This is a genomic window from Klebsiella sp. KTE92 (genome assembly GCF_000398905.1).
Classification (GTDB): domain Bacteria; phylum Pseudomonadota; class Gammaproteobacteria; order Enterobacterales; family Enterobacteriaceae; genus Klebsiella; species Klebsiella variicola.
Map to the genome: position 1 here is coordinate 2,408,705 of NZ_KB976100.1, position 26,111 is coordinate 2,434,815.

23 protein-coding genes are annotated in these 26,111 nt (G+C 57.9%); 8 read left to right on the forward strand and 15 right to left on the reverse strand.

Annotated features, from left to right (window positions below):
• Window positions 1–12: 12 nt before the first annotated feature.
• Window positions 13–1,605 carry a maltose/glucose-specific PTS transporter subunit IIBC gene (gene malX / locus A1WC_RS14040; protein ID WP_016160934.1) on the reverse strand — a complete coding sequence of 531 codons (1,593 nt, stop codon included), beginning with the start codon at window positions 1,603–1,605 and terminating at the stop codon, window positions 13–15.
• Between the two features lie 173 nt (window positions 1,606–1,778).
• On the opposite strand from malX, the gene A1WC_RS14035 reads away from it, so the two are divergent.
• Window positions 1,779–2,807 (forward strand): Mal regulon transcriptional regulator MalI, encoded by a 1,029-nt coding sequence (locus A1WC_RS14035; RefSeq protein WP_016160935.1) that lies wholly within the window; start codon window positions 1,779–1,781, stop codon window positions 2,805–2,807.
• A 39-nt stretch (window positions 2,808–2,846) separates the two neighbouring features.
• Here A1WC_RS14035 and A1WC_RS14030 read toward each other — a convergent pair whose 3' ends face one another.
• Both A1WC_RS14030 and manA read right to left on the reverse strand, forming a co-directional pair.
• On the reverse strand, window positions 2,847–4,406 hold the full coding sequence (locus A1WC_RS14030) for a YdgA family protein (protein ID WP_016160936.1): 1,560 nt from the start codon (window positions 4,404–4,406) through the stop codon (window positions 2,847–2,849).
• Window positions 4,407–4,493: 87 nt separating this feature from the next.
• The gene (manA, locus tag A1WC_RS14025; RefSeq protein WP_016160937.1) at window positions 4,494–5,672 is read right to left on the reverse strand and encodes a mannose-6-phosphate isomerase; all 1,179 of its coding nucleotides are present in this window, start codon (window positions 5,670–5,672) and stop codon (window positions 4,494–4,496) included.
• 201 nt (window positions 5,673–5,873) lie between these two features.
• On the opposite strand from manA, the gene fumA reads away from it, so the two are divergent.
• Both fumA and fumC read left to right on the forward strand, forming a co-directional pair.
• Window positions 5,874–7,520, forward strand: a complete 1,647-nt coding sequence (gene fumA / locus A1WC_RS14020; protein WP_012968340.1) for a class I fumarate hydratase FumA — start codon at window positions 5,874–5,876, stop codon at window positions 7,518–7,520.
• Between the two features lie 141 nt (window positions 7,521–7,661).
• Complete coding sequence (fumC, locus tag A1WC_RS14015; protein WP_016160938.1) at window positions 7,662–9,062, forward strand: class II fumarate hydratase; 1,401 nt, start codon at window positions 7,662–7,664, stop codon at window positions 9,060–9,062.
• Here the strand turns inward: fumC and tus are convergent.
• The 5 genes from tus to rstA form a co-directional block, all read right to left on the reverse strand.
• Complete coding sequence (tus, locus tag A1WC_RS14010) at window positions 9,052–9,984, reverse strand: DNA replication terminus site-binding protein (RefSeq protein WP_016160939.1); 933 nt, start codon at window positions 9,982–9,984, stop codon at window positions 9,052–9,054. The two genes, fumC and tus, sit on opposite strands and share 11 nt — an antisense overlap.
• Before the next feature lie 74 nt (window positions 9,985–10,058).
• Window positions 10,059–11,360 carry a two-component system sensor histidine kinase RstB gene (gene rstB, locus A1WC_RS14005; RefSeq protein ID WP_016160940.1) on the reverse strand — a complete coding sequence of 434 codons (1,302 nt, stop codon included), beginning with the start codon at window positions 11,358–11,360 and terminating at the stop codon, window positions 10,059–10,061.
• A gap of 240 nt (window positions 11,361–11,600) precedes the next feature.
• Window positions 11,601–12,341 carry an SDR family oxidoreductase gene (locus A1WC_RS14000; protein WP_016160941.1) on the reverse strand — a complete coding sequence of 247 codons (741 nt, stop codon included), beginning with the start codon at window positions 12,339–12,341 and terminating at the stop codon, window positions 11,601–11,603.
• A 244-nt stretch (window positions 12,342–12,585) separates the two neighbouring features.
• Window positions 12,586–12,948: a hypothetical protein gene (locus A1WC_RS13995; protein WP_008805071.1), complete on the reverse strand. Its 363-nt coding sequence runs from the start codon at window positions 12,946–12,948 to the stop codon at window positions 12,586–12,588.
• 252 nt (window positions 12,949–13,200) lie between these two features.
• Entirely contained in the window at window positions 13,201–13,923 is a 723-nt protein-coding gene (rstA, locus tag A1WC_RS13990) for a two-component system response regulator RstA (RefSeq protein ID WP_008805070.1), read from the reverse strand.
• Window positions 13,924–14,051: 128 nt separating this feature from the next.
• Here rstA and A1WC_RS13985 point away from each other — a divergent pair, with 128 nt between their 5' ends.
• Window positions 14,052–14,387: a GlpM family protein gene (locus tag A1WC_RS13985; protein WP_008805069.1), complete on the forward strand. Its 336-nt coding sequence runs from the start codon at window positions 14,052–14,054 to the stop codon at window positions 14,385–14,387.
• On the opposite strand, the gene folM is transcribed toward A1WC_RS13985, so the two are convergent.
• The 3 genes from folM to ydgH form a co-directional block, all read right to left on the reverse strand.
• Entirely contained in the window at window positions 14,384–15,106 is a 723-nt protein-coding gene (gene folM / locus A1WC_RS13980) for a dihydromonapterin reductase (protein ID WP_012541894.1), read from the reverse strand. The two genes, A1WC_RS13985 and folM, sit on opposite strands and share 4 nt — an antisense overlap.
• Window positions 15,107–15,142: 36 nt before the next feature.
• Entirely contained in the window at window positions 15,143–16,525 is a 1,383-nt protein-coding gene (locus A1WC_RS13975) for an amino acid permease (RefSeq protein WP_012541893.1), read from the reverse strand.
• 177 nt (window positions 16,526–16,702) lie between these two features.
• Window positions 16,703–17,653, reverse strand: coding sequence for a DUF1471 family protein YdgH (ydgH, locus tag A1WC_RS13970; protein WP_008805066.1), 951 nt, complete (start codon window positions 17,651–17,653; stop codon window positions 16,703–16,705).
• Between the two features lie 521 nt (window positions 17,654–18,174).
• Here ydgH and pntA point away from each other — a divergent pair.
• From pntA to A1WC_RS13955, 3 genes are all read left to right on the forward strand, one after another.
• A complete protein-coding gene (gene pntA / locus A1WC_RS13965) occupies window positions 18,175–19,704 on the forward strand; it encodes a Re/Si-specific NAD(P)(+) transhydrogenase subunit alpha (protein ID WP_016160942.1) in 1,530 nt (509 codons plus the stop codon).
• A gap of 10 nt (window positions 19,705–19,714) precedes the next feature.
• Window positions 19,715–21,103, forward strand: coding sequence for a Re/Si-specific NAD(P)(+) transhydrogenase subunit beta (gene pntB / locus A1WC_RS13960; RefSeq protein ID WP_012541888.1), 1,389 nt, complete (start codon window positions 19,715–19,717; stop codon window positions 21,101–21,103).
• Window positions 21,104–21,251: 148 nt separating this feature from the next.
• Window positions 21,252–21,440 carry a YdiH family protein gene (locus A1WC_RS13955; RefSeq protein ID WP_004887037.1) on the forward strand — a complete coding sequence of 63 codons (189 nt, stop codon included), beginning with the start codon at window positions 21,252–21,254 and terminating at the stop codon, window positions 21,438–21,440.
• A 117-nt stretch (window positions 21,441–21,557) separates the two neighbouring features.
• On the opposite strand, the gene uspE is transcribed toward A1WC_RS13955, so the two are convergent.
• The 3 genes from uspE to ogt all read right to left on the reverse strand — a co-directional run bounded on the left by uspE (window position 21,558) and on the right by ogt (window position 24,109).
• Window positions 21,558–22,508, reverse strand: coding sequence for a universal stress protein UspE (gene uspE, locus A1WC_RS13950; protein ID WP_008805063.1), 951 nt, complete (start codon window positions 22,506–22,508; stop codon window positions 21,558–21,560).
• 138 nt (window positions 22,509–22,646) lie between these two features.
• Window positions 22,647–23,399: a fumarate/nitrate reduction transcriptional regulator Fnr gene (gene fnr, locus A1WC_RS13945; protein ID WP_002903394.1), complete on the reverse strand. Its 753-nt coding sequence runs from the start codon at window positions 23,397–23,399 to the stop codon at window positions 22,647–22,649.
• 194 nt (window positions 23,400–23,593) lie between these two features.
• Window positions 23,594–24,109 (reverse strand): methylated-DNA--[protein]-cysteine S-methyltransferase, encoded by a 516-nt coding sequence (gene ogt, locus A1WC_RS13940; protein WP_012541887.1) that lies wholly within the window; start codon window positions 24,107–24,109, stop codon window positions 23,594–23,596.
• 257 nt (window positions 24,110–24,366) lie between these two features.
• Between ogt and A1WC_RS13935 the strand changes: the two genes are divergently transcribed.
• Window positions 24,367–24,525, forward strand: coding sequence for a hypothetical protein (locus tag A1WC_RS13935; protein WP_012541886.1), 159 nt, complete (start codon window positions 24,367–24,369; stop codon window positions 24,523–24,525).
• Between the two features lie 32 nt (window positions 24,526–24,557).
• On the opposite strand, the gene abgT is transcribed toward A1WC_RS13935, so the two are convergent.
• A complete protein-coding gene (gene abgT, locus A1WC_RS13930) occupies window positions 24,558–26,084 on the reverse strand; it encodes a p-aminobenzoyl-glutamate transporter (protein WP_016160943.1) in 1,527 nt (508 codons plus the stop codon).
• Between the last annotated feature and the right edge of the window lie 27 nt (window positions 26,085–26,111).

A 26,111-nucleotide genomic window follows, 5' to 3' on the forward strand; every position in this document is an offset into this window, starting at 1 on the left:
GGACCAGTGGGGTCAGGCCTGCACGGTATTCATCAATACGGCCATTTCATCTTTTACTGACTGCACCTGCGGGCCAATAACCACCTGCAGGTTATGCTGATTGAGCTGAACCACCCCGATGGCGCGATGGGCTTTCAGCGCGGCGGCGTCCACTTTGCTCATATCGTGTACCGACAGACGCAGACGAGTAATGCAGTTATCCAGCGAAACAATGTTCTCGGCGCCGCCGAGCGCTGCCAGAATCGCCGGCACGTTATAGCCGGATTTGCCGATGGTACCGGCGACGGCTTTCTCCACGCTGGCGGCGGTGTCGATATCGCGGCCCGGCGTTTTCAGATTGAAGCGGGTAATGGCGAAGCGGAAGATGGCATAGTAGACCGCGAACCAGATAGCCGCTACCACCGGCACCAGATACCACTTGGTCGCCAGGCCATGCAGGATGCCAAACACCACGAAGTCGATGATATTGCCGTCGGTGTTGCCGACGGTCACCCCGAGCACCGCCATGATGGTAAAGCCGAGACCGGTCAGCAGCGCGTGGATGACATACAGCACCGGCGCGACGAACAGGAACAGGAACTCCAGCGGCTCGGTGGTGCCGCCGACCACGCAGGCGATGACCCCGGAGATCAGCAGGCCTTTAATTTTATGCCGGTTTTCCGGACGGGCGCAGTGGTACATCGCCAGCGCGGCTCCCGGCAGGCCGCCGAGGAAGGCCGGCATTTTACCCTGCGACAGGAAGCGGGTGGCGCTTTCGGAGAAGCCGTGGGTGGTCGGGCAGCTCAGTTGCGCCTGGAAGATGGTCAGCGCGCCGCTGACGCTGTGGCCGCAGACGTCGAGGGTACCGCCGGCTTCAGTGAAGCGGATCAGCGCCACCAGAATGTGGTGCAGGCCAAACGGCAGCAGCAGTCGCTCGCCGGTGCCGAAGATCATCGGGCCAAAATCCCCGGCGCTGTTGATCATCTTCCCGAGGGCGTTGATCCCCATGGCGAAGACTGGCCACACCAGCGGGATCGCCAGCCCGACCAGACCCAGCACCACGGTGGTGATGATCGGCACGAAGCGGGTGCCGCCGAAGAAGGCCAGGGCGTCCGGCAGGCGAATGTTATGGAAACGTTCATGCAGCAGCCAGACGATAATCCCGGCGATAACCGCGCCGAGGATCCCGGTATCGATCGACGGAATACCGATGATGTTCTGGATATTGTTGGCCTTCAGGATCGCGGCGTCGGTGGTGGGCAGAATGCCTTTCGCCGTCAGCCAGAAGTTGACCGCCAGGTTCATGACCGCGTAGCCGACAAAGCCGGCGAAGGCGGCGACGCCTTTGTTCTCCCGCGCCAGCCCCAGTGGGATGGCGATACAGAACATGACCGGCAGGAAGCTGAAGGCAAAGGAGCCGACTTTGCTCATCCAGATAAAGATGGCCTGCAGCAGCGGCATATCCAGCCACGGCAGCAGCGTCAAAACATCGTGACTGCTTAACGAACTGCCGATCCCCAGCATGATCCCACAAAACGAGAGCAACGCTACGGGCAGCATAAAGGTTTTTCCGAGCTGCTGGAAAAACTCCCATAAAGTGATTTTTGGTGCTGTTTTCGCCGTCATAACACGGTTCCTGATTCTCAAGTGGTCGGGAAGAACTAACGCCACGGCAAGATAAAACGTTTTACCAGTTTTTAGTGCGATAAAAATCACATAATCAAGCGATAATAAGGTTTATAAAGATTGCACAATGATAAAACGTTTTATCGACAGGCAAGGGAGTCAGCCAGCACGTTATGGCTATCGCAAAAAAGATCACCATCAATGATGTGGCGCAGGCCGCCGGGGTCTCCGTGAGCACCGTCTCGCTGGTGCTGAGCGGTAAAGGGCGCATCTCCAGCGCCACCGGCGAGCGAGTTAATCAGGCCATCGAACAGCTGGGATTCGTGCGCAACCGCCAGGCCGCCTCGCTGCGTGGCGGGCAGAGTGGGGTGATTGGCCTTATCGTTAGCGATCTGTCAAAGCCGTTTTACGCCGAATTAACCGCCGGCCTCACCGACGCCCTGGAAAGGCAGGGGAAAATGGTGTTCCTCACCCAGGGCGGGCGCAGCGGCGAGAAGATAGATCAGCGGTTTGATACCCTCGCGACGCAGGGGGTCGACGGGGTGATCATCGCCGGGTCGATCGATCGCGGGAGCGAACTGCGCGAGCGGGCCGCGCAGGCCGGCGTGCCGCTGGTGTTTGCTTCCCGCGCCAGCTACCTTGACGATGTCGACCTAATCCGCCCGGACAACATGCAGGCGGCGCAGCTGGTGACCGAGCATCTTATCCGCCGCGGCCATCAGCGGATCGCCTGGCTTGGCGGGCAGAGCTCGTCGCTGACGCGCGCCGAGCGGGTCGGCGGCTATTGCGCCACCTTGCTGAAATACGGTCTGCCGTTTCACAGCGAATGGGTGCTGGAGTGCGAGTCGAGCCAGAAGCAGGCGGCGGAGGCGATGGCGGGGCTGTTGCGCCAGAACCCCACCATCACCGCGGTGCTGTGCTACAACAACGTGGTGGCCACCGGCGCATGGTTTGGTTTACTGCGGGCCGGAAGGCAGAGCGGAGAGGATGGCGTCGAGAGCTATTTCGAACAGCGGGTGGCGCTGGCGGCCTTCGCCGACGTGCCGGAGGCGGCGCTGGATGACCTGCCGCTCACCTGGGTAACGACCCCGGCGCGCGAGATGGGGAAAACCCTGGCAGAGTCGATGCTGCGACGGCTGGAGGAAGGTACCGGCGAGGCGCGAAACCAGATTATGCCGCCGCGGCTGGTGACACGGAAGTGAGGGAGACGGCGCGCGATGGCCGTCTCCTGAGACGATAAGTTACGGCTGCGGGGCGGCGTCGTCCTGCTGAGGAGCGGCGTCATCCTGTTGCGGCTGGCCTTCCTGCGGCGCCGCGTCCGGTTGAGCAGGCGCTTCCAGACCAAACATCGCGGCAAAATCCTCCAGCGGCATTTTCTGTCCGTTCAGCGTCACCTGGCCGTTAGCGTACTGCAGGCTGCTGCTGATGGCGTTATCTTCCATGGTGGTGATGCGGAACATCTGGCCCATCGCCGCCAGGCCTTTGACCTGCTGATCGGCGAGTTTGGCCGCATCGGCTGGCTGGTAACCTTCCAGACCGGCGATTTTGGTCATCAACTCCGTCGCCATATCCACCGGGATCACCACCTTGCCGTCAAGGGACTGCACCACGCGATCCAGACTGTCCGCCAGGGTCTGCGGTGGGGTGGTCACCTGGGCCGGATCCTTCAGCAGAACCGACAGATTCAGGGTACTTTCCCCTTTGGCATTGCGCCAGCTCAGCGGAGAGATGGTCACCGATGGGTTGCCTTTAAGCAGGATCGGCAGCGCATTGAACAGGGTTTCGGTTAACGCCTGCTGATACAGTTCCGGGTTTTGCGCCAGTTCCGGTTTTGCCAGCAGCGCCTGAGACTGTGCGCTGTACTGCTGACTAAACTGGTGCCACGCCTGACCGTCGACATTATCCACTTTCAGCGTCAGTTTGCCGCTGCCCATATCCTGCCCCTGCAGCTTGAGGCTGTTCACGGTGTAGTTCACCTGACTGTTCACGCCTTTGCCGTCCTGGGTCAGCGTCGAGCCGCCGTCCAGCGCCATCCCGTCAACCAGCGCCAGCTCTTTGCCTTCGACGCTGATGGCCAGTTTATCGAGGGTCATTTTTTGCTGGCCGATACGTTCGTTGAAGCTGGCCAGTTCGGTGGCTCCGTCGGTGGTCAGGTTGACGAAGCGCAACTGTACCTTCTGATTATATTCGTTGAGCGCATCGATCTGCCCGCTGCCGGCCTGGCCCTTCAGGCTGATGTTTTTGCCGTCGCGGTCGGCGTCGAGCTGGAACTGACCGCCGCTGAAGGTGACTTTCTCATCACCTTTGGCATAGTCGAGGGCATTGAGCACGATCGCCGACTGGCTGTCGCCGCTGTAGGCGATGCGTGTATCGACGGTAAAGGGAGTGTTGCCTTTGGCGATCTCGAACAGCGCCTGGCTGGCATCATTTTTCACCAGCGTCGTGTGGACCGAGGCCATCGCCGGCGCCAGATTAAAGGTTTTTAATGAGGCCAGCGGGAAGGGTCCATGATCGACCACCTCGTCAAGTACCACGCTCTGTCCGGCGGCCAGCCAGCTGTTGGCCTGACCGGCGATCGGCTTAACCACCAGCTGCAGATGGCTGCTGAACAGCCCGCGCTGGTAATCCTGATAGCTCAGCTCCAGACCTGATTCCGGCGCGCTGCTGCGTAGCTGCGCGTTAGCCTGCTGCACCATATCGGCGATCCGGCCTTCCAGCTGTTTGCCGGTGTACCAGGCGCCGCCTGTCCATACCACGCCCAGCGCCACGATGATGCCTGCTGCGACCAGCGATTTTTTCATAGCATTTGTCCATAAATGAAGCCAGGCGGAGAGACCGCCTGGCTGAGTTGTCATCATTCAGTAAGCGCGACCTGAAAGGTCAGTTACTTACTGGAGCTTATTGAACACGCGCGCCACGCGACCGCGTCCGCTAACCTGCACCGGTGATTCGTTGGCGGCCACGAAAGCCGACTCGCCCGGCTTGAGCGTCAGGCTCTGGTCACCTTTGTGCAGTACGGCTTCGCCGTCGACGCAGAAAATAATCGCCGCGCTCGCCTGAGCCAGATCGCTGGCCTCGGCGGAGAGGTCGTGCAGCGAGAAGGCAAAATCTTCCACCGGGATCGGGAAGTCCAGCTCTGCGCCGTGCTGCTGCGGCTGGGTCAACAGCTCACCCGCCGGTTTGGCTTCGAACTTGACGTTAGCGACCAGCTCAGGAATATCAATGTATTTCGGCGTCAGACCGGCACGCAGTACGTTATCCGAGTTGGCCATCACCTCCAGCGCCACCCCCTGCAGATAGGCATGCGGCGTTTCGGCGAACAGGAACATGGCTTCGCCAGGGTTCAGCTTCACCACGTTCAGCAGCAGCGGCGAGAAGAGGCCGCTGTCGTCCGGATAGAATTCCGCGATCAGGCGGATAGTCTGCCACGGTTCGCCTTGTTCACGGGCCAGTACGTCGCGCAGCACCTGCAGCGCCTTGGCTTTTTCCTCACCCTGCATATTGAGCAGGCTGGCAAACAGCTGGCTCAGATGAGCCGCGTCCGGCTGCTGCAGGAAGGCGCCAATCGCCGGATGCGCGCTAGCCACCGGCTGCAGCAGGGTGACAATCTCGCTGAACTCGCGAAACGCATTCATCGCCAGGAACGGCGTCAGGGCAAAAACCAGCTCCGGCTTGTGGTTTGGATCTTTATAGTTACGCTCGGCGGCGGAGAGCGGGATGCCGGCGGCGTTCTCGCGGGCGAAACCTTCTTCCGAGGCCTGCTTGTTGGGATGGACCTGAATAGAGAGCGGCTGAGCGGCGCACAGCACTTTAAACAGGAACGGCAGCTCACCAAAGCGGGCGGCAACCTTGTCGCCGAGCAGGGCGGTTTTATCCGCGTCAATCACCTCGCGCAGCGAACGCGGCTGGCCGTCGGCCGCCAGGATCTGCGAGCTGCTCTTCGGATGCGCCCCCATCCACAGCTCCGCCATCGGCAGGTTGTCCGGGTTGGCAATGCCATACAGTTCAGTTAAAGCGGTGTGGCTTCCCCATGCGTAGTTCTGTACGGCGTTGATCAGCTTTTGCATTCTCATTCCCTGTATCAATCAAAGTAAAAATTATTGCTCTATTAAACCAGTAAACCGTGGAGAAGCAACTGCTGAAAGAAAAAGTCGTCCCTGTCTCAGTTTTTGTTAAAAAATTGTGTAAGATTGATCGACTCGCTTTTCTACAGGCACATGGAGTCCCTGCCTGAAACATAATCAGCCAAAGCAGTAAGTGAGAGTACAATGTCGAATAAACCGTTTGTTTACCAGGATCCTTTTCCCCTCAAAAAGGATGACACCGAGTATTATCTCCTCAGCAGTGATTACGTCTCCGTCGCCGAATTTGCCGGCCAGGAAGTGCTAAAAGTCGACCCTCAGGCGCTAACCCTTCTGGCGCAGCATGCTTTCCACGACGCCTCCTTTATGCTTCGCCCGGCGCATCAGCAGCAGGTGGCGGATATCCTTAACGACCCGGAAGCCAGCGAAAACGACAAATACGTCGCCCTGCAGTTCCTGCGCAACTCGGATATCGCCGCCAAAGGCATTCTGCCCACCTGCCAGGACACCGGCACCGCGATCATCATGGGTAAAAAAGGCCAGCGCGTGTGGACCGGCGGCGGTGATGAAGCCGCTCTGGCGCAGGGTGTGTACAACACCTATATCCAGGACAACCTGCGCTACTCGCAGAACGCGCCGCTGGATATGTATAAAGAGGTTAACACCGGTACCAACCTGCCGGCGCAGATCGATCTTTATGCTACCGATGGCGATGAGTACAAATTCCTCTGCATCGCCAAGGGCGGCGGTTCGGCGAACAAAACCTATCTGTACCAGGAAACCAAAGCGCTGATCACCCCGGCGAAGCTGAAAAACTATCTGGTTGAGAAGATGCGCACCCTCGGGACCGCCGCTTGTCCGCCGTACCATATCGCCTTTGTGATCGGCGGGACTTCGGCGGAAGCGACGCTGAAAACCGTGAAGCTGGCCTCCACCAAATACTACGATGGCCTGCCGACCGAAGGTAACGAGCATGGCCAGGCGTTCCGCGACATTCAGCTGGAGCAGGAGCTGCTGCTGGAAGCGCAGAACCTTGGCCTCGGCGCGCAGTTCGGCGGGAAATACTTCGCCCACGATATCCGGGTGATCCGTCTGCCGCGTCACGGCGCTTCCTGCCCGGTAGGGATGGGCGTCTCCTGTTCCGCCGACCGCAACATCAAAGCCAAAATCAACCGCGACGGCATCTGGATCGAGAAGCTGGAGAGCAATCCGGGGAAATATATCCCTGAGCATCTGCGCCAGGCCGGGGAAGGCGAAGCGGTGAAGGTGAATCTTAACCAGCCGATGAGCGAGATCCTGGCGCTGCTGTCGCAGTACCCGGTGTCCACCCGTTTGTCGCTGAGCGGCACTATTATCGTGGCCCGCGATATCGCCCACGCCAAGCTGAAGGAGCTTATCGACAGCGGTGAAGCACTGCCGCAGTACGTCAAAGATCACCCGATCTACTATGCCGGTCCGGCCAAGACACCGGACGGTTACGCCTCCGGCTCTCTGGGACCGACCACCGCAGGGCGCATGGACTCTTATGTTGATCTGCTGCAGTCGCACGGCGCGAGCAAGATCATGCTGGCGAAAGGCAACCGCAGCCAGCAGGTCACCGACGCGTGCCACAAACACGGCGGCTTCTACCTCGGCAGTATCGGCGGCCCGGCGGCGGTACTGGCCCAGCAGAGCATCCGTAGCCTCGAGTGCGTGGCGTATCCGGAGCTGGGTATGGAGGCTATCTGGAAAATTGAAGTGGAGGATTTCCCGGCGTTTATCCTCGTCGATGATAAAGGCAATGACTTCTTCCAGCAGATCCAGACGTCGCAGTGCGCCCGCTGCGTGAAGTAACCCAGACCGCCCTTCGGGCGGTTTTTTTATGTCGCTTCGCGGCACGAACCACCAAAACAACTTATAAATCTGGCCAATACTTAGTCTTTTAAGCAGGTGAGCTTTGTCGCTATGACGCACTTTGAATCCAAGGAGAAAGTAATGACAACGCATCGCAGTGAAAAAGACTCGATGGGCGCCATCGACGTCCCGGCCGATAAACTCTGGGGCGCCCAGACCCAGCGCTCGCTGGAGCATTTCCGCATCTCGACCGAAAAAATGCCCGGGGAGCTGATTTACGCCCTGGCGCTGACCAAGCGGGCGGCGGCGAAGGTTAATCAGGATCTCGGGTTGCTGACGGCGGAGAAAGCCGGGGCGATCGTCGCTGCCGCTGACGAAGTCCTCGCCGGAAAGCACGCGCAGGAGTTCCCGCTGGCTATCTGGCAGACCGGCTCCGGCACCCAAAGCAATATGAATATGAACGAGGTGCTGGCCAACCGCGCCAGTGAACTGCTGGGCGGTGAACGGGGGATGGCGCGAAAAATTCATCCCAATGACGATGTGAATAAGAGCCAGAGCTCAAATGACGTGTTCCCCACCGCCATGCACGTCGCGGCGCTGATTGCCCTGCGGGAAAAAGTGATCCCGTCGCTGCAGGCGCTGCGGGCGACGCTCAATGAAAAAGCGGTAGCCTTCAGGGATATCGTCAAGATCGGCCGCACCCATCTGCAGGACGCCACGCCGCTCACGTTAGGCCAGGAGATCTCCGGCTGGGTGGCGATGCTGGACCATAGCCTGAAGCACATCGAAGCCAGTCAGCCGCATCTTGCCGAGCTGGCGCTGGGCGGGACGGCGGTAGGAACCGGGCTGAATACCCATCCGGAGTATGCCGTGCGGGTGGCGGCCGAGCTGGCGTCGCTCAGCGGACAACCATTTGTCACCGCACCAAACAAATTCGAAGCGTTGGCCACTGTGGATGCCCTGGTCCATGCCCACGGCGCGCTGAAAGGCCTGGCGGCGTCCCTGATGAAAATCGCTAACGATGTCCGCTGGCTGGCCTCCGGCCCCCGCTGCGGCATTGGCGAAATCGCGATCCCGGAAAACGAGCCAGGGTCATCGATTATGCCCGGCAAGGTTAACCCAACCCAGTGCGAAGCCCTGACCATGGTCTGCTGCCAGGTGATGGGCAACGACGTGGCGGTGAATATCGGTGGCGCCTCCGGCAACTTTGAGCTTAACGTCTATCGCCCGATGGTCATCCACAACTTCCTGCAGTCGGTGCGTCTGCTGGCGGACGGCATGGCAAGTTTTAACGAGCACTGTGCGGTGGGTATTGAACCGAATCGCGAGCGGATCAGCCAGCTGCTCAATGAGTCGCTGATGCTGGTCACTGCGCTGAATACCCATATCGGCTACGACAAGGCGGCGGAAATCGCTAAAAAAGCCCACCATGAGGGGCTGACCCTCAAAGCCTCGGCGCTGGCGCTGGGCTACCTGACGGAAGCCGAATTCGACAGCTGGGTGCGCCCGGAAGAGATGGTCGGCAGCCTGGCTACTCGCTAGCCAGCCAGAGGTGCAGGCGCGGGATAAGTAATCTCAGCGACTGCGCCTCCGGTTTGTAGCGGTACTGGACATTGTCGGCGTCATAGTTCAGCAATTCGCCGATATCCGGGACGCTGACCCCCTGGCTGCCGGATATCAGCGCGATCAGCGGGCTGGGGCAGGCGTACTGCACCTGTTTCTGCTCGCTGGCGTACCAGACGCGGGCAATCGGCTGCACTTTCACCGGCCGTTTGATTTTCAGCCGCGCTCGCTGCGGCAGGGCGGCGATGTCCTGATACTCCCTCTCAAGCTTGCTCTGCCACTGCTCACGGGTCCACGGCGGCACCGCCCGCGGTGATTGCAGGCTTTTCTCCAGCATCATCAATACCTGGTCGCGGGTCAGGTTCTTGATCACGTGTTTATTGGCCCAGCCGAAGCGGATGGTGCTCGGGTCGATAAGGGGCGTCAGCGTGCGGTAGGCGCTGAGGGTGATCAAGCCCGGCAGGTGGCGATGCACCCATTCAAAACGGGCAGTAGGGGGCAGGCCAGAATCGACGGTGACGATTTTCTCGAAGGTAGCCTTCAGGGCGTTAATATGCTGAATGCGCGCCAGCAGATCCTGCTGCTCCGCGGCGGTGACCTGCAGGCAGATAGCCCCTGGCAGACGGACGGCGGCCTTGCTGCTGCGGTTTTCCGACTGCTGCTGGATAAACAGATGGCTGTAGTGGCGCAGGGCGAGGGCCAGCGCCGCCTTGCCGCTGTGCTGCACCACCGGTATGTTCGCCAGCGGATCGTGCTCGGCATCCTTACTGACCGCCGGCAGTTCAAATACCCGGGCCGCCAGCAGCCGACAGCTGCTTAATGTCTGCTGGAGCGTCTGCAGCTCCAGCTCGATCTGGCGAAAGGTATCATTCAGACGTTCAACAAGATCGTAGCTGGCCATCATTTCACCTTAGTTACAACATACTATTTGATTTTTACAGCATACGCAGCGCGCGGCCGCTGCGCAAGTTTTATTCAGGCAGAGGTAAAATCGGGCAACTGATGATAAACCGGCCAGCTAAAGCAGAAGCGGGCGCCGCCGAGAGGGCTGGCCTCACAGCGCACGTCACCGCCCATCGCCTGGGCAATACTGTGCACAATCGCCAGGCCGAGGCCACAACCTCCTGTCGCCCGATCGCGGCTGGGGTCAAGACGGACAAAGGGCTCAAACACCCGCTCGCGCTCTTCGGGAGCGATTCCCGGGCCGTCATCCTCGACCTGCAGCGACGCGCGCGGACCCTGCAGGGTCAGGCTGACCGCCACCCGCTGGGTGCTGTAGCGCAGGGCGTTATTCACCAGATTATCCAGTACCCGCTCCATCAGCCGCATATCCAGCGCGCCGTAGTTGCCGTGGGTCAGCGTCGCCAGAGCGACCTCGCGCTGCGGGTTGACCATCTGGATATCCTCGACGTGATCGCTGATCCAGGCGGGAAAGTCAGGCGTCGTCAGGCTGAGTTCCGTCTGCGGGCGGTCGAGGCGGGCGTAGGTCAGGAGCTCTTCAATCAGCGCCTCCAGCTGGCCGATATCGCGGTTCAGCGCTTGCGATTCCGCCTCGGTGAGGTTTTCGCTCATCTCCAGACGGTAGCGCAGGCGGACCAGCGGCGTCCTGAGCTCATGGGCGATACCGTCAATCAACTGCTTCTTACTGACAATGAGGGCGTTAATGTTATCGGCCATTTGGTTAAAGGCCACGCCGAGCCGTTCAAAGCTGGACATGCTGTCAAAATGAATGCGCTCGCTGAAGTGGCCCTCGCCAAAGCGCTGGGCAGCGGTTTCAATGCGCAACATGTCCTGCCAGTGCGGACGCATCCAGATAAACACCGGAAAGGCCAGCGAGATAGCAATAAACGCCATCAGCGCCACGTCCAGCAGGCGCATTTCATGCAGAAAATAGAGATAAGGCACCGGGCCCACCGACAGCACATAATGGCTGCGGGGAATACGCTGAATAAAGGTGTACTGGTCATCCAGCGCGACAATATCGCCGGCGCGCAGGTGCTGCATCGAGCTTTCCGACAGCTTAAATTTGCTCATTGGTTCGATGTGCAGATCGAACGACAGGTTCAGATCCAGCTCTTTGAGCGTCTTGCTCCAGTCGCGCGGCGGAATTTCCCGCAGCTCGCTGCGCATCAGATACAGCGAACTTTTCATCAAATCGTCCAGCGACTGTCGTCCGGCGCGCTCAGCGGTAAATTTATAGACCAGACCGACCAGCATGGTCATTACCAGAAAGCAAACGAAGAGCAAAAGATAGAACTGCACAAACAGCTTTTTCATTAAATCTCACTTAAATCAGAATGTTAATTACCTATCTTTTGCCTTCATGGCGCGGTGTGGTATGTGTCTTTCCGCTAAAGCGGTGATGCAGGAACGAAACCAGACCGCAGTCCAGGGCGTTTGTCACGGCAGAATATACCGCAAAATCACTTCTGCGTTTCATGCCCCGTTTAATGCGCTATCAAAGCAGGGTTCACCCTCACTGACAACATCCCGTATGCATAAATAATGACGCAGCCCTTATAAGCGCAGCAGTCCGCCATCCACCACATACTGGCTACCCGTCACATACCTGGCATCATCCGATAATAAAAACAGCGCAACCGCCGCCGCTTCCTCCGGCGTTCCCTGGCGTTTTAGCGGCACGTTAGCCCTAATCTGCTCATCATACTGCTCGCGGAAGGGGACGGGGATCGCGTCAAGCAGAGGGGTATCGATTGCCCCGGGGACCAGCGCGTTAACTCTGATCCCGCGGGCGGCGAAGGCTGTTGCCCAGCTGCGAACCAGGGCCAGCTGCGCGCCTTTGCTGGCGGCATAGAGCGCCGCCAGTGGCGTGCCTTCGTAGGCGGCCGTAGAGGCGGTGATGACCACCGAGGCTCCGCTCTTTAAAAAACGCGAAAGTGCGGCGATTTGCAGGACAGCGGAACGGACGTTGTTGGCCATGATGGTATCGAACTGCGTTTCGGTGGTATTTTCCACCGTAGAAAAGGCGAGCTGCCCGGCGTTCAGCCACAGGCCATCCAGCATGCCAAATGATTCTACAGACTCGGCGAGGGCATGCGCCGCCTCAGGTTCCGCACCATCGTTCTGAAGAAACCAGGCACGCTCGGGCAGCAATGTGCGTAACGACGCCAGTTTTTGCTGATGGCGCCCGGTCAGCATCACTTCGCCCCCTTCATCAATAATGCGCATTGCCCCCGCCAGACCAATACCGCTGCTCGCCCCTGTAATCACAATTTTCTTGCCTGAGAACCGTCCCATTGTCTCTCCCGTACCGCGTGAGTGTTGAGTTAACTCACACTAGAACAATGAAAATTTATTGTAAAACGACCATCTTTGGGGGCCCGGCATGTTGCACCTTGCCATCTTTGTGGCGCCGGTATACCCGGTATAGGTCGCGTCATCCGGGATGATATCGGCCGGGAATATCTGAATTAGTGACGTTGTCACAAATTAATTATAACCACCAGACCTGCACTACCCTGGAGCGTCGAGCGGGGTATCGCTACTCGCGAAAGTAGGGAATATCCACCGGATAGAGGGTCGTCAGACTCAGCAGACGACAGCGCACCAGCTTTTCCGTTTTGGCATACCAGTAAGCAAATTCGCCGGTGGTCTGGTGGTAAATCATCTGATCGAGGTTGGCAAACGGGATCACCAGCAGCGGTCCCTGGCGAACGTGGCCGCCTCCCGTTTCAAAGTGATGCTGTCCCCAGGATTGCTGGGTATGTTCATAGCGGTGGAGGATCACCTCGATTTGCCCGCGCTGTGGACAGAGGAGTCGAATATCGGCGTTGTCGAGGGAAAAAGCCCAACCAGAGAGTGAAGTGAAGAGTGAGAGTGCCAAAAGTACAACGTATTTCATCATGCAAAAGTCCTGTGTTTTCAGGCTTTATGCCACTCTGATAACGGTAAGTCCTTGAGCACAATCATATTGAAGGCTTATGTGATGGGGAACTGTACGGCTAAACCTATTGATTTACGCAATATGACAAATTCGCAGCGGGCAGCGGGCGCGCAGAGGGAAACCCGCGCAGTTGCCCTAAGCAGTAAAAGTTGAGGTGGTTACTGTCGGGGAGTGCGCCATAAAACGGGCCCCTCGCAGGGCCGCGGGAGAAGCTTAGTTGTCCCAGGCGTGTGGGGCGAACAGGTAGCCTTTGTTGCGAACGGTCTTAATACGATAGGGCTCCGTGGCGTTGTCGAGCAGTTTTTTGCGCAGGCGGGAGATAGCCACGTCAACGCTGCGATCCATCCCGTCGTAGGTGACGCCGCGTAAATTTTTCAGCAGCGCGTCGCGGTCCATAATTTGCCCGGCGTGGGTGGCCAGCTCCCACAGCAGATCGAAATCGGCCGTCGACAATGCGACGTTTTCTCCGCCAAGCAGCACCTGGCGGTTGACCGGGTCAATGGTCAGCGAACCAAAGGAGATGGTTTTGTGCGGCGTGAGCGTTGCCGGGGTACCGGCGCCGGCGCCCGCCGGAGCGATATGCTGGCGTAAATGCAGACGCAGTCGCGCGAGAAGCACCGCTGGCGGCGTGGTTTTCAGGATATAATCGCTGGCGCCCATCTCCAGGGAGAGGATATGGTTCATGTCGCTGTCGAGTGAGGTCAGCAGGACAATGGGCCCTTGCCATTGCCCGCGCAGATCGCGGCAGAGCGTCATCCCGTCTTTGCCGGGCAGCATAATGTCCAGCAGCACGAGGTCCGGTTTCTCCCGCGCGATCACGTCCTCTGCGCGGTCGCCGCGAGGCTCGACCACCACCTCCATATCATGCTTGCCGAGATAGGCGGCGATCAGCGCCCCAACCTCAGGGTCATCCTCAACAAAAACGATTTTATTCATGTCTATTGCACATCAGTAAAAGAAGTAACATACACTGCGTCTATTTTACCCGCCATTACTCTTTTATAAACAGCGCTATTTCCGCTATGCTGCGCTAACTTGTTGATTCATTGTTAAGGCATAAGGACATGGGGCTGTTAATCAAAGGGCTGCTGGGTGCGCTGGTGGTGGTGCTGATTGGCGTGCTGGCAAAAACGAAAAATTACGCTCTCGCCGGGCTGATCCCGCTGTTTCCTACCTTTGCGCTCATCGCCCACTATATCGTCGCCAGCGAGCGCGGTATTGAAGCCCTGCGCGCCACCATCGTGTTCGGCATGTGGTCGATTATTCCCTATTTTGTCTATTTGGTATCGCTGTGGTACTTCACCGGGATCATGCGCCTGCCGTTGGCGCTGGCAGGCGCGGTGGGATGCTGGGGGCTATGCGCCTGGCTGTTAATCCTGGGCTGGAACCACTTCCACTAGCGCAGCGGGCGGCCGCCGTCGACGGCGAAGGACCGGCCGGTGACGTAGCGGCTGGTAAACAGATAGTCGATAAGGTCGCTAATCTCTTTTTCGCCTGGGGCGATTTTCATCAGCGATTTATCCAGCGCCTGCTGACGATAGGCTTCGTCGTCACCCTCATTAAACATAATCAGCGACGGGGCGATGGCGTTGACCTTGATCTCCGGCGCCAGCTTGCGGGCGAAGGAGCGGGTCATATTGTCCAGCGCGGCTTTGCTGGCGGCGTAGGCGATATGTTTATCGCTGCCGCGCTCCACGACGTAATCGGTAATATGGATAATATCACTGGCGGCATGGCCGTGGCCGCGCAGCAGATCCTCCAGCGCGTGGTTGAGCAGGTAGGGGGCATGGACGTGGATCTGCATCATGCGGTTGATCACTGTGCTCAGCGCAACTCCCGGCTTCTCCGCCATCCAGTCGCTGGCGTTGTGGATGATGGCGCGCAGGCCGCTGGTGTGCGATTTGACCGCTTCGGCGAAGGTCAGTATGCCGTCATCGCTGCTGAAATCGGCCTGCAGACAGAGGGCGCCCGCGTCGCGCAGGCCATCGATTGCCGGATAGGGCGTGCGATAGCTGACGATGACCGGCTGGTGTTGCAGCAGAAAATGGTGTGCCAGCGCGAGACCGATGCGGCGGCCTCCTCCTGTGATCAGAACCGGGCGGGGCTGTTGTTCAGCCATGGGTATCTCCTATGCGTTCTGCGGCAGGGCGAGCGCTTACCCCACCAGCATCCACGTTGCCGGCACAGCGGCAACCAGCAATAAACCAATTAGCGCCAATTCGCGGCGTTTGAGCGAACGATCGTGCTGGTGCGTACGTCGAGCGTACAAAAAGACCAGAAGACCCGGAGCGTAAAGTACCACCGACAACAGCAAATGCACAGGTCCCGACGCGTATAATAACCATAAGCCATAAATGCAGGCGCCGATACCCACCGCTTTGTGCAGCGGGCGAGTGGCGATTTTCAGCAGAAAGGCGCCGACCAGCAGATAGGGAACGAGGATCATCTCTGAGGCGATGGTCAGCAGGGTGCCGTAGTCCGACCCGGTCAACCAGATCAGCACCAGCGATACCTGAACGCTGATATTGGTCAGCCACAGCGAGGCGGACGGGGCATTGTTGCTGTTCTGGCGGGCAAACAGGCGCGGGAAGGCTTTATGAGTGGCGGCCAGGAAAGGCACTTCCGCAGCCATAATCGTCCAGCTCAGGTAGGCGCCACACACCGACACGATCAGGCCCGCCGCAATCACGATTTCTCCCCACGAACCCATCATGTTGACCATCAGTCCCGCCATCGACGGGTTACGCATACCGGCCAGTTCGCTGCGCGGCACCACGCCCAGCGACAGCAGGGTGACCAGCAGATAGACCGTGAGGGCGGAGAGCACCGCCAGCAGCGTTGCGCGACCGACATCGCGCTTGTGTCGGGCGCGGGCAGAAACCACGACGGCACCTTCCACGCCAATAAACACCCACAGGGTGATCAGCATGGTGTTTTTAACCTGCTCCCACACGGGGATTCCCAGCGCCAGTCCGCGGAAATCGAGGCGGAACGTATCCAGCTGGAAGGCCAGGGCGGCGAGCGCGATAAACGCGCCCAGCGGCAGGAGTTTGGCGAGGGTGGCCACCAGGTTAATCCCCGCCGCCGTCTGCACGCCGCGCAGGACCAGAAAATGGACAACCCACAGCAAAACCGAAGCGCCAGCGATAGACTGCCAGGTGTTGCCATCGCCAAACAGGCGCAGCTCAGGGGTATCGGTGAAGAAACTGAGCGCCGAAAAGACGATGACCAGATAGGAGACGTTGGCGATCACCGCGCAGAGCCAGTATCCCCAGGCGGAACAGAAGCCAATCAGCTCACCGAACCCTTCGCGGGCGTAGGTGAAGATCCCGCCGTCGAGGTCGGGGCGAATGCGGGTTAACAGCAGCATGGCGAAGGCGAGGAACAGGATCCCGACGCCGGTGATGGCCCAGCCGATAAGCAAAGCGGAGGGGCTGGCTACGGCAGCCATATTTTGCGGCAAACTGAATACGCCAGCGCCGAGCATTGAGCTAAGGACCAGGGCGGTCAGGGCGCTCAGGCCCAGTTTCTTTTCCATTGCATTCCCGAGGTGAAAATGGCTGTTCCAGAATATTTATTTTGCGAAATCGCATAAAAATGGAGGATTGCGCTAAGGCGCGGGATTTTACGGAGTGTCCGGGAGCCATGCAATGGCGGGGGATGAAAAAAAATGAAAAGGCGGCATTGCGCCGCCTTTTTAGCCAGTCAGCAGTGATTATTTGTACAAATCAGCGCTGATGGTGATGTTGCCGCCGCGTTCCTGCCACTGACGGGTGATGTGGTAGTACTTCGCCCCTTTCTTCGCCGCGCGTTTCGCCGTCTGATAGGAGATTTCCGTCATGTTGCCGTAGTTGCCGGTGAACTGGATATTATCGAACGGCACCATTTGCGCCGCGGTCACTTTGTTCACTTCTTCCACTTTTGTGCCGTCCGGCAGCGTGACAGTGTAACGCCCGCCTTTGGAAGACTGGGTCTCGAAGAAACGACCGACGCCAGTGCCTGAGCCCACAGCCGCGGTGGTGGCGACGCCCGGGATTTCCACGTTTTTCGCGGCTTCACCGCCTTTGGCCAGCGCCGCGCGACCGGCGTCAGAGTCTGCCGGGATGGCGTCCGGGCTCTGCAGCACGCGTTTTTCAGCATCTTTTTTATAGATATAAGCGGTAATGCGCTGGTTGCCGCCCTGGTTGGCATCCACCTGGCGCACGATAAAGAACGCATAGGCGCCTTTCGCTTTTGCCGCTTTGGTGATGGCATCATTGACTTCCGGCTGGCTGCGATAGAAGCCCTGAACGGTGACAGTGTCGTAAGGCATCAGCGTCACGGCCTGATCTTTCGGCAGTTCTACCACGCCATTGATGATGCGATTTTTCGGCGCATCCGCTTGCGGCGCGTTGTCTTTATAGAGGTCAGCCGTGACGCGCCAGTTGCCGCCATTGCCGTAGTCCGACGTGTCGACAACATAGAATGAGGCCGCGCCGTCTTTGTCGGCTTTACGCGATACCGCCTGTACCGCGTCGCCAATGGCATTAAACCGGCCGGTGACGACAACGCGATCGTAGGGCTTCAGCGCAGCCGCCTGCTCCGGGGTCAACTCGGTCGCTGCATGGGCAGACAACGTGGCGGTTGTCAGGAGAGCAGACGCCAGGAGGGTGTTTTTAAGCTTCATAAAAATAATCCTTTGCCTTGCGCAAACCATATACTGGTGTTGTTGTTGACTGAAAACGTTTGATTATTGCATTTAATCGTTGTGACTGTCTGCGTCATTTTTTGCTTGCCGCCCGAATCGTATACTACGGAAAGATAACATTTTTCGATATGTTGAAAAAACAGCCGCTTGACCAGCAAAAACGATAATCGATACCACTTTTATTAGTTAACGTAATGTTAATACAATGATCTCAATGGCGATAAATGGCGTTTTATCACGCTGGATAAGCTGATTATCAGGCCTGAGTGAGAAATTCAGGTAAATATTGCTGCCCGAAACCATCTGTGCTGACAATAAGCAATAAAATCAAAATTTCTGTTTTATCGCTGTAGATCACAATCGCTATTTTCAGTAGGTTATAAAAAGTTTGTTACTGTTTCATTTTGCAGACAGCGGAAGATGGCGAGGAAGATTTCGCCGTCTTGTCGTTGTTGGTCAGAAAAGTAAACCATCATCAAAAACCGATGGAAGGGAAAACTATGCGTATTGGTGTACCACAAGAGAGGCTAGCCCAGGAGACCCGGGCCGCCGCCACGCCGAAGACCGTTGAGCAATTGCTTAAACTCGGCTTTAGCGTCGCGGTAGAAAGCGGGGCCGGGAAACTGGCCAGCTTTGACGATGCCGCCTTTACCCAGGCAGGGGCTGAGATCGTCACGGGCAACGAGGTCTGGCAGTCTGACGTCATCCTCAAGGTCAATGCCCCAAATGACGATGAAATTGCGCTGCTGAATCCGGGAACCACGCTGATAAGTTTTATCTGGCCTGCGCAAAACCCGCAGCTGATGGAAAAACTGGCGGCCCGTAATATCAACGTGATGGCGATGGATTCGGTGCCGCGTATTTCTCGCGCCCAGTCGCTGGATGCGCTCAGTTCAATGGCAAACATTGCCGGCTACCGTGCAATCGTGGAAGCGGCCCATGAATTCGGCCGTTTCTTTACCGGACAGATTACGGCGGCAGGCAAAGTTCCGCCCGCGAAGGTGATGGTCATCGGCGCCGGGGTGGCCGGTCTGGCTGCGATTGGCGCCGCCAACAGCCTGGGCGCTATCGTCCGCGCCTTCGATACCCGTCCGGAAGTGAAGGAGCAGGTGCAGAGTATGGGCGCCGAGTTCCTCGAGCTGGACTTTAAAGAGGAAGCCGGCAGCGGCGACGGCTACGCCAAGGTGATGTCTGAGGCCTTTATTAAGGCCGAAATGGCGCTGTTCGCCGCCCAGGCGAAAGATGTCGATATCATCGTCACCACGGCGTTAATTCCGGGTAAACCGGCACCGAAACTGATCACCCGCGAGATGGTCGACTCCATGAAGTCGGGCAGCGTGGTGGTCGACCTCGCCTCGCAAAATGGCGGCAACTGTGAGTACACCGTGCCCGGCGAAGTGGTCACCACCGCCAACGGCGTGAAAATTATTGGTTACACCGATCTGCCGAGCCGTCTGCCGACCCAGTCTTCCCAGCTCTACGGTACCAACCTGGTTAACCTGCTGAAGCTGCTGTGCAAAGAGAAAGATGGCAACATTGTTATCGATTTCGATGACGTGGTGGTGCGCGGCGTGACCGTAGTGCGCGAAGGCGAAATCACCTGGCCGGCGCCGCCGATTCAGGTCTCCGCTCAGCCGCAGGCTGCAGCGAAAAAAGTGGAAGCGCCGAAAGAAGCGGCAAAACCGGTGTCCCCATGGCGTAAATATGCCCTGATAGCGCTGGCGATTATCCTCTTCGGCTGGCTGGCGAACGTCGCGCCAAAAGAGTTTCTTGGCCATTTCACCGTCTTCGCGCTGGCCTGCGTAGTAGGTTACTACGTGGTATGGAACGTCTCCCATGCGCTGCATACGCCGCTGATGTCGGTGACGAACGCGATTTCGGGCATTATCGTTGTTGGTGCGTTGTTGCAGATAGGCCAAGGGGGCTGGGTCAGCTTCCTGAGCTTTATCGCGGTACTGATCGCCAGCATTAATATTTTCGGTGGTTTTACCGTGACTCAGCGCATGCTGAAAATGTTTCGCAAAGGATAAGGGGTAGCACATGTCTGGTGGATTAGTTACAGCTGCATACATTGTTGCCGCAATCCTGTTTATTTTCAGCCTGGCGGGTCTGTCGAAACACGAAACGTCGCAGCAGGGCAACTATTTCGGCATCGCCGGGATGGCTATCGCCCTGATCGCCACGATTCTGGGGCCGGACGCCGGCAACGTCGGTTGGATCATCCTCGCGATGGTGATCGGTGGGGCGATCGGTATTCGTCTGGCGAAAAAGGTCGAGATGACCGAGATGCCGGAGCTGGTGGCTATCCTGCACAGCTTCGTGGGCCTGGCGGCGGTGCTGGTGGGTTTTAACAGCTACCTGCAGCATGAAACCGGGATGGAGCAGATTCTGGTCAATATCCATTTAACCGAAGTGTTCCTCGGCATCTTCATCGGTGCAGTCACCTTCACCGGTTCGGTGGTGGCGTTTGGTAAACTGCGCGGCAAAATTTCCTCGAAGCCGCTGATGCTGCCCAATCGCCATAAGCTGAACCTGGCGGCGCTGGTGGTCTCCTTCGTGCTGATGGTGATTTTTGTTCGCGCCGACAGCACTGGTACCCAGGTCCTGTGCCTGCTGGTGATGACCGCGATCGCGCTGGCCTTCGGCTGGCACCTGGTGGCTTCTATCGGCGGCGCGGATATGCCGGTGGTGGTTTCCATGCTCAACTCCTACTCGGGCTGGGCGGCAGCGGCAGCGGGCTTTATGCTGAGCAATGACCTGCTGATCGTCACCGGCGCGCTGGTGGGTTCTTCCGGTGCCATCCTCTCTTACATTATGTGTAAGGCGATGAACCGCTCCTTTATCAGCGTGATTGCTGGCGGCTTCGGCACCGATGGGTCTTCCAGCGGCGGCGATGAAGAAGTGGGCGAACATCGCGAGATTAGCGCGGAAGAGACAGCGGAGATGCTGAAAAACTCGCAGTCGGTGATCATCACCCCTGGCTACGGTATGGCGGTGGCCCAGGCGCAGTATCCGGTGGCAGAAATTACCGAGAAGCTGCGGGCGCGGGGTATCAAAGTACGCTTTGGTATTCACCCGGTGGCCGGGCGTCTGCCGGGGCATATGAACGTGCTGCTGGCGGAAGCCAAAGTGCCTTACGACATCGTGCTGGAGATGGATGAGATCAACGACGATTTCAGCGATACCGACACCGTGCTGGTGATTGGCGCCAACGACACCGTCAACCCGGCGGCGCAGGACGATCCGAAGAGCCCTATCGCGGGTATGCCAGTGTTGGAAGTCTGGAAAGCGCAGAACGTGGTGGTCTTTAAGCGTTCGATGAACACTGGCTACGCCGGCGTACAGAACCCGCTGTTCTTCAAAGAGAACACCCATATGCTGTTTGGGGATGCGAAAGCCAGCGTCGATGCGATCCTGAAAGCGCTGTAATGTAGCACGCTTGTTTTACAACGTTTGTTTATAAGCCGTCTCCTGTGAGACGGCTTTTTTATATGCGGAGAGATGCCTGGAATTGTTCATAAAATAAGCGGTGAGAGATGATATAATGTCCCGGTTATTACATCAGACAGAGGATATTATGGATACCGAGTTAACCCCAACGCAGATGGCCATCGAATTCTTACGCCGCGACACTACCGTCATGACCCCAGCGCAGTATCTGAAAAAGCTGAAACTGCTGGAGCTGGAGTTTGCTGACCTGATGGCGCTCTCATCGCTGGAGCTGAAAGAAGAGATCGATCTGGCCTGGCGTCTGGGTATCCACTAAGCCATTCTCGCTGGACAGTGACAGGGGCCGCCAGCGGCCCTTTTTTTGTGCCTGACTGGCAGCAAGCAAAAAAAATCCCCCGCGAGGCGGGGGAAGATGAGCGGTACGAGAAGAGGGTTAATCGTCGTCGTCGTCGTCCAGTTCCACCGGCGTCTGGTAGGCCTCCGGTTTGAGTACCAGCAGGTCACAGCGCAGATGATCGACCACCTGTTCCGCGGTATTGCCGAGGAACGCCGCTGACAGGCCGGTACGTCCGACCGTTCCCAGCACCACGATCCCCGCCTGCAGATGCTCGGCGAGATCCGGGATCACCTCCTCAGGCAGGCCTTTTTCCACGTGGGTGAATTTCTCATCGATGCCAAACTTCTGCCGCAGCGCTTTCATCGCCAGCAGGTGCTGACCGCGAATGGCGTCGTTGTAGACGCTGGGATCAAAATCCGGGAGCTCAATCGCGATATTGATGGGGGTTACCGGGTAGGCGCCGATGAGATGTACTTCGGTATGGTTGACTTCTTGCGCCAGCGACAGCGTTTCCCGAACCAGCTTTTCGTTCAGGGTGTTGTGATAATTCTCTTCGCTGGCGAGATTGACCGCGACCAGCGCTTTGCCACCTTCCGGCCACGGTTGGTCTTTTACCATCCACACCGGGCAGGGGCACTTACGCAACAGATGCCAGTCGGTGGGTGTGAAGATCACTGCCTCCAGTTTGTCGTGCTGGTGGGCCATCTTCAACAGCAGGTCGTGTTTCTCGCTAATAACTTCCTGAATAATGGCTTCGAAGGGGCGGTTGTGCCACACCACTTTTACGTCGATCGGCACACCCGATTCAATATAGAATTTCGCCTGCTCGCGGATCCAGGCTGTACGTTGGGCAATAACGCCCTGGCGCATCGCCGTGCGTTCGTCCGGCGACAGCAGGGTGGTCATTTCATAAGAAAAATCATAGATCGGCAAAAAGGCTTTGATGCGTCCACCAATCCGTTGGTGCAGGTACACCGCGCGCCTAAGTGCCGGCTGGTCGTCCTGGTTAGGATCGATTACTACCAGCATGCTCTGATACTTCGCCATACAGGGTCTCCTTACAACTGCAGCTACCGTCAGTTACTAAAAAGATAACCTATATGGATGAATTGAAACAGGGGAGGAGCCTGGTCAGATCAACAAATCTTAAAAAATTGCCGATCGTGACCAGGTGGTGCGCAGAGATTAAGCGACGTTGCGCGCCTGACCGGCCAGCTGGGCCAGCAGATCGCTGTTTTCAATGGTGATGTATTTGCCTTTCACTGCCAGCATGCCGCTTTTCTGGAAACGCCCCAGCAGACGGCTGATGGTTTCGACAGTGAGGCCGAGATAGTTGCCGATGTCGCCGCGGGTCATGGTCAGGCGGAACTCACGGGGTGAGAAGCCGCGCTGGGCGAAACGACGAGAGAGGTTGTAGATAAACGCCGCCAGGCGCTCTTCGGCATTCTTTTTGGAAAGCAGCAGGATCATATCCTGATCGCCTTTAATCTCACCGCTCATCAGGCGCATCATCTGCTGACGCAGATTCGGCATTTTTCCGGAAAGATCGTCAAGGGTTTCGAAGGGGATTTCGCAGACCATCGAGGTTTCCAGCGCCTGCGCAAAGCTCGGGTGCAGACCGGTGCCGATGGCGTCGAAACCCACCAGATCGCCCGCCAGATGGAAGCCGGTGATCTGCTCATCACCTTGCTCAGTGATGGTGTAGCTTTTGATGGTCCCGGAGCGAATAGCGTACAACGACTTCAGCTCATCACCGGCTTTGAACAAGGTTTGACCTTTCTGGATTGGCTTTTTCCGCTCGATAATATTATCCAGCTGATCAAGCTCATGCTCGTTCAGAGTAAAGGGGATGCAGAGCTGGCTGATACTGCAATCCTGACAATGGATAGCACAACCGCCAGACTGAATGCGTCGAATAATTCGCTTCTCAGGGATCATATGTCTGCTCAGGCCTTAATTGATATTGGTCAATTTTAACATCTTTTTGATCAGCAGGTAAGTCTTCAGACCCGGAAACACGTAATATCAGCAGGGTAAATCAAAATGGCTGTATATCTAATTGATAAGCAATAGATTATTTCGCTATGTTTGATTGTAAAATTACCTGAAGATTCCAGAAAAGGCATTTTCAGTCAAAGTAAAAGATACCCTTCATGGCGCAATAACCACTCTTTTCGCTGCACGCCCCCGGCATAGCCGGTCAGGGTGCCGTTACGCCCGATGACCCGATGACAGGGCACCACGATACTCACCGGATTGGCGCCATTGGCGGCCCCCACGGCGCGAGCGGCGCCGGGGCGTCCGAGCGCCTCGGCCAGTTGGCCATAGTGCATCACCTGGCCGCAGGGGATATCGCGTAACGCCTGCCAGACCTGGCGCTGGAACGGTGTGCCGGCGGTGGCGGTAGCCAGGGTATCGATAATCGCCAGATCGCCGGCGAAATAGTCGTTCAGCTTACTGCTGAGGCCGCCTGGGTTGCGGCAGTCGACGCGCTGATAGCCTTCCCGTCGATAGTGAACGTCGAGCAGGGTTTCCATCCGATCGCGGTGCTCGTCCCACTCGACGGCGCGCAAATTAAACTGTTCGTCGCAAAGTACCCACAGCGGCCCCAGCGGGGTATCCATTTTATCCTGCAGCAAGGTCAACATCGTTTCTGTCATCCACCATCGTACATGAGGGGCACACGATACCACGCGCTGACGACAGTCAACTATACTCCCAAAAGATAAAGCCGCATCACGGGCTGGCGCTCTGCGTAAGCCACGATGATTTATTTTTGGATCGATCCTGGCGGGTTATCGGGCATGGTTTTTGCTACTTTTTAACTGACGATACCGGTGCTTCACGCGCCTGGTAGGGTGCCGACGCCTCAGCGCGGCGCTGTTAATCACTCAGAGGTGGGGCTATGCAATATATACTGACTGGCGTACTGGTATTGATCATCAGCGGCTTAGCGATCCACGGTCTGACCCTGGTGTTTGAAAGGGTGTACAAAGCGCTTTTCTATAAATTAGCCAGTGTGGATCATGCGGCCAGCAAAGTGAAAACGAAGGTGTCGCGTTAAGGCTATACGGCCATCCCTGGCCTGCCAGCAGGTTAAGGAAGACGCGGATAGATGCCCGGGCCGATCGGCAGTCCCACCAGATACCATCCCACCAGCAACAGCAGCCAGACGGCGAGAAAAATCAGCGGGTAAGGGAGCACCAGCGAGTAGTAGGTGCCGAGGCGGGCATCCGGTCGGTAGCGCTGTAGGAAGCCGAGAAACAGCGGCACAAACGGCGACACCGGCGCCAGCGGCAGCACCGATGAATCGGCGATGCGAAACAGGATCTGCGCAAAGGCCGGGTGAAAGCCCAGCAGCATAAACATCGGCACGAAGATCGGCGCCAGAATCGACCAGATGGCCGAGCCGCTGGCGATAAACATACACAGAAAAGCCGACAGCAGCGCGAGCCCGACAAACGCCGGGACGCCGTTCATCCCGGCGCTCTCCAGCAGGTCCGTCAGACCGACGGCCATAAACTTGCCCATGTTGCTCCAGTTGAACATCGCCACGAACTGCGCCAGCGGGAAGACCATCACGATAAACCCGGCCATCTCTTTCATCGGCTCAATCATCAGCTGCGGCAGGTCGGCCTGGCGGCGAATTTTGCCGGTGGCGATGCCGTATGCCAGCGACACGACAAAGAAGAAAAAGATAATCAGCGGCACGATGCCTTTGATAAACGGCGAGGGCATGACCGTGTGTTGAACCGGGTCGCGAAGAATACCGTTCTCGGGGACCACCATCAGGGCGACGACCGCCACGAATACCAGCGTTGCCACGCCGGCGATGCGCAGGCCGAAACGCTCCTCGGGCGTCAGCGTCTGCAGCTTTTCATCACGACTGCCTTGCCACTGCCCCAGCCGCGGCTCCACCAGCTTATCGGTGATCAGTCCGCCGACGAGCGTCAGAACGATCACCGAGGTCGCCATAAAGTACCAGTTGTCGATCACGCTGACGTGCAAAGAGGCATCGATGGATTTTGCCGCCTCGGTGCTGATCCCCGAGAGCAGTACGTCGGTGGTGACGATCAGTAAATTGGCGGTAAAGCCGCAGCCCACACCGGCAATCGCCGCCAACAGGCCGGCGACAGGATGCCGACCGACGGCGAGGAACATCAGCGCGCCCAGCGGCGGCATAATTACCAGCGCCGCGTCAGAAGAGATATGGCTGAAGAAGGCGATAAACAGCACCATATAGCTGGCATATCGGGCGCTGACGTGAGAGGCCATCTTCACCATCAGCGCGGGTAACAGGCCCACCCGCTCGGCGAAGCCGGCGCCCAGCACCAGGGCGAGGATCGCCCCCAGCGGCGCGAAACCGCTGAAGTTTTTAATGACGTTGGGCAAAAACCAGTGCAACCCTTCCACGCTGAGCAGATTTTTGACCACCACCCGTGAACCATCCGTAGGGTTCTGCACCCCGACGTTGAAGGCGGAAACTATCGCCGTGGCCGCGATCAGCGCCACGATAAGATAGATAAACAGCAAAAACGGGTGCGGGACTTTGTTACCGATCTTCTCTACCCAGCCATAGCGCTTTCCGCCGGGGGAAGACGACGGTATGGATGACATACTCATGGGCGTTCCTCTGTTGTCGTTGTTGTG

Bases quoted from the DNA above. Each gene is read 5' to 3' on its own strand.
- malX (WP_016160934.1), bottom strand. From the start codon at position 1,605: ATGACGGCGAAAACAGCACCAAAAATCACTTTATGGGAGTTTTTCCAG.
- A1WC_RS14035 (WP_016160935.1), top strand. From the start codon at position 1,779: ATGGCTATCGCAAAAAAGATCACCATCAATGATGTGGCGCAGGCCGCC.
- A1WC_RS14030 (WP_016160936.1), bottom strand. From the start codon at position 4,406: ATGAAAAAATCGCTGGTCGCAGCAGGCATCATCGTGGCGCTGGGCGTG.
- manA (WP_016160937.1), bottom strand. From the start codon at position 5,672: ATGCAAAAGCTGATCAACGCCGTACAGAACTACGCATGGGGAAGCCAC.
- fumA (WP_012968340.1), top strand. From the start codon at position 5,874: ATGTCGAATAAACCGTTTGTTTACCAGGATCCTTTTCCCCTCAAAAAG.
- fumC (WP_016160938.1), top strand. From the start codon at position 7,662: ATGACAACGCATCGCAGTGAAAAAGACTCGATGGGCGCCATCGACGTC.
- tus (WP_016160939.1), bottom strand. From the start codon at position 9,984: ATGGCCAGCTACGATCTTGTTGAACGTCTGAATGATACCTTTCGCCAG.
- rstB (WP_016160940.1), bottom strand. From the start codon at position 11,360: ATGAAAAAGCTGTTTGTGCAGTTCTATCTTTTGCTCTTCGTTTGCTTT.
- A1WC_RS14000 (WP_016160941.1), bottom strand. From the start codon at position 12,341: ATGGGACGGTTCTCAGGCAAGAAAATTGTGATTACAGGGGCGAGCAGC.
- A1WC_RS13995 (WP_008805071.1), bottom strand. From the start codon at position 12,948: ATGATGAAATACGTTGTACTTTTGGCACTCTCACTCTTCACTTCACTC.
- rstA (WP_008805070.1), bottom strand. From the start codon at position 13,923: ATGAATAAAATCGTTTTTGTTGAGGATGACCCTGAGGTTGGGGCGCTG.
- A1WC_RS13985 (WP_008805069.1), top strand. From the start codon at position 14,052: ATGGGGCTGTTAATCAAAGGGCTGCTGGGTGCGCTGGTGGTGGTGCTG.
- folM (WP_012541894.1), bottom strand. From the start codon at position 15,106: ATGGCTGAACAACAGCCCCGCCCGGTTCTGATCACAGGAGGAGGCCGC.
- A1WC_RS13975 (WP_012541893.1), bottom strand. From the start codon at position 16,525: ATGGAAAAGAAACTGGGCCTGAGCGCCCTGACCGCCCTGGTCCTTAGC.
- ydgH (WP_008805066.1), bottom strand. From the start codon at position 17,653: ATGAAGCTTAAAAACACCCTCCTGGCGTCTGCTCTCCTGACAACCGCC.
- pntA (WP_016160942.1), top strand. From the start codon at position 18,175: ATGCGTATTGGTGTACCACAAGAGAGGCTAGCCCAGGAGACCCGGGCC.
- pntB (WP_012541888.1), top strand. From the start codon at position 19,715: ATGTCTGGTGGATTAGTTACAGCTGCATACATTGTTGCCGCAATCCTG.
- A1WC_RS13955 (WP_004887037.1), top strand. From the start codon at position 21,252: ATGGATACCGAGTTAACCCCAACGCAGATGGCCATCGAATTCTTACGC.
- uspE (WP_008805063.1), bottom strand. From the start codon at position 22,508: ATGGCGAAGTATCAGAGCATGCTGGTAGTAATCGATCCTAACCAGGAC.
- fnr (WP_002903394.1), bottom strand. From the start codon at position 23,399: ATGATCCCTGAGAAGCGAATTATTCGACGCATTCAGTCTGGCGGTTGT.
- ogt (WP_012541887.1), bottom strand. From the start codon at position 24,109: ATGTTGACCTTGCTGCAGGATAAAATGGATACCCCGCTGGGGCCGCTG.
- A1WC_RS13935 (WP_012541886.1), top strand. From the start codon at position 24,367: ATGCAATATATACTGACTGGCGTACTGGTATTGATCATCAGCGGCTTA.
- abgT (WP_016160943.1), bottom strand. From the start codon at position 26,084: ATGAGTATGTCATCCATACCGTCGTCTTCCCCCGGCGGAAAGCGCTAT.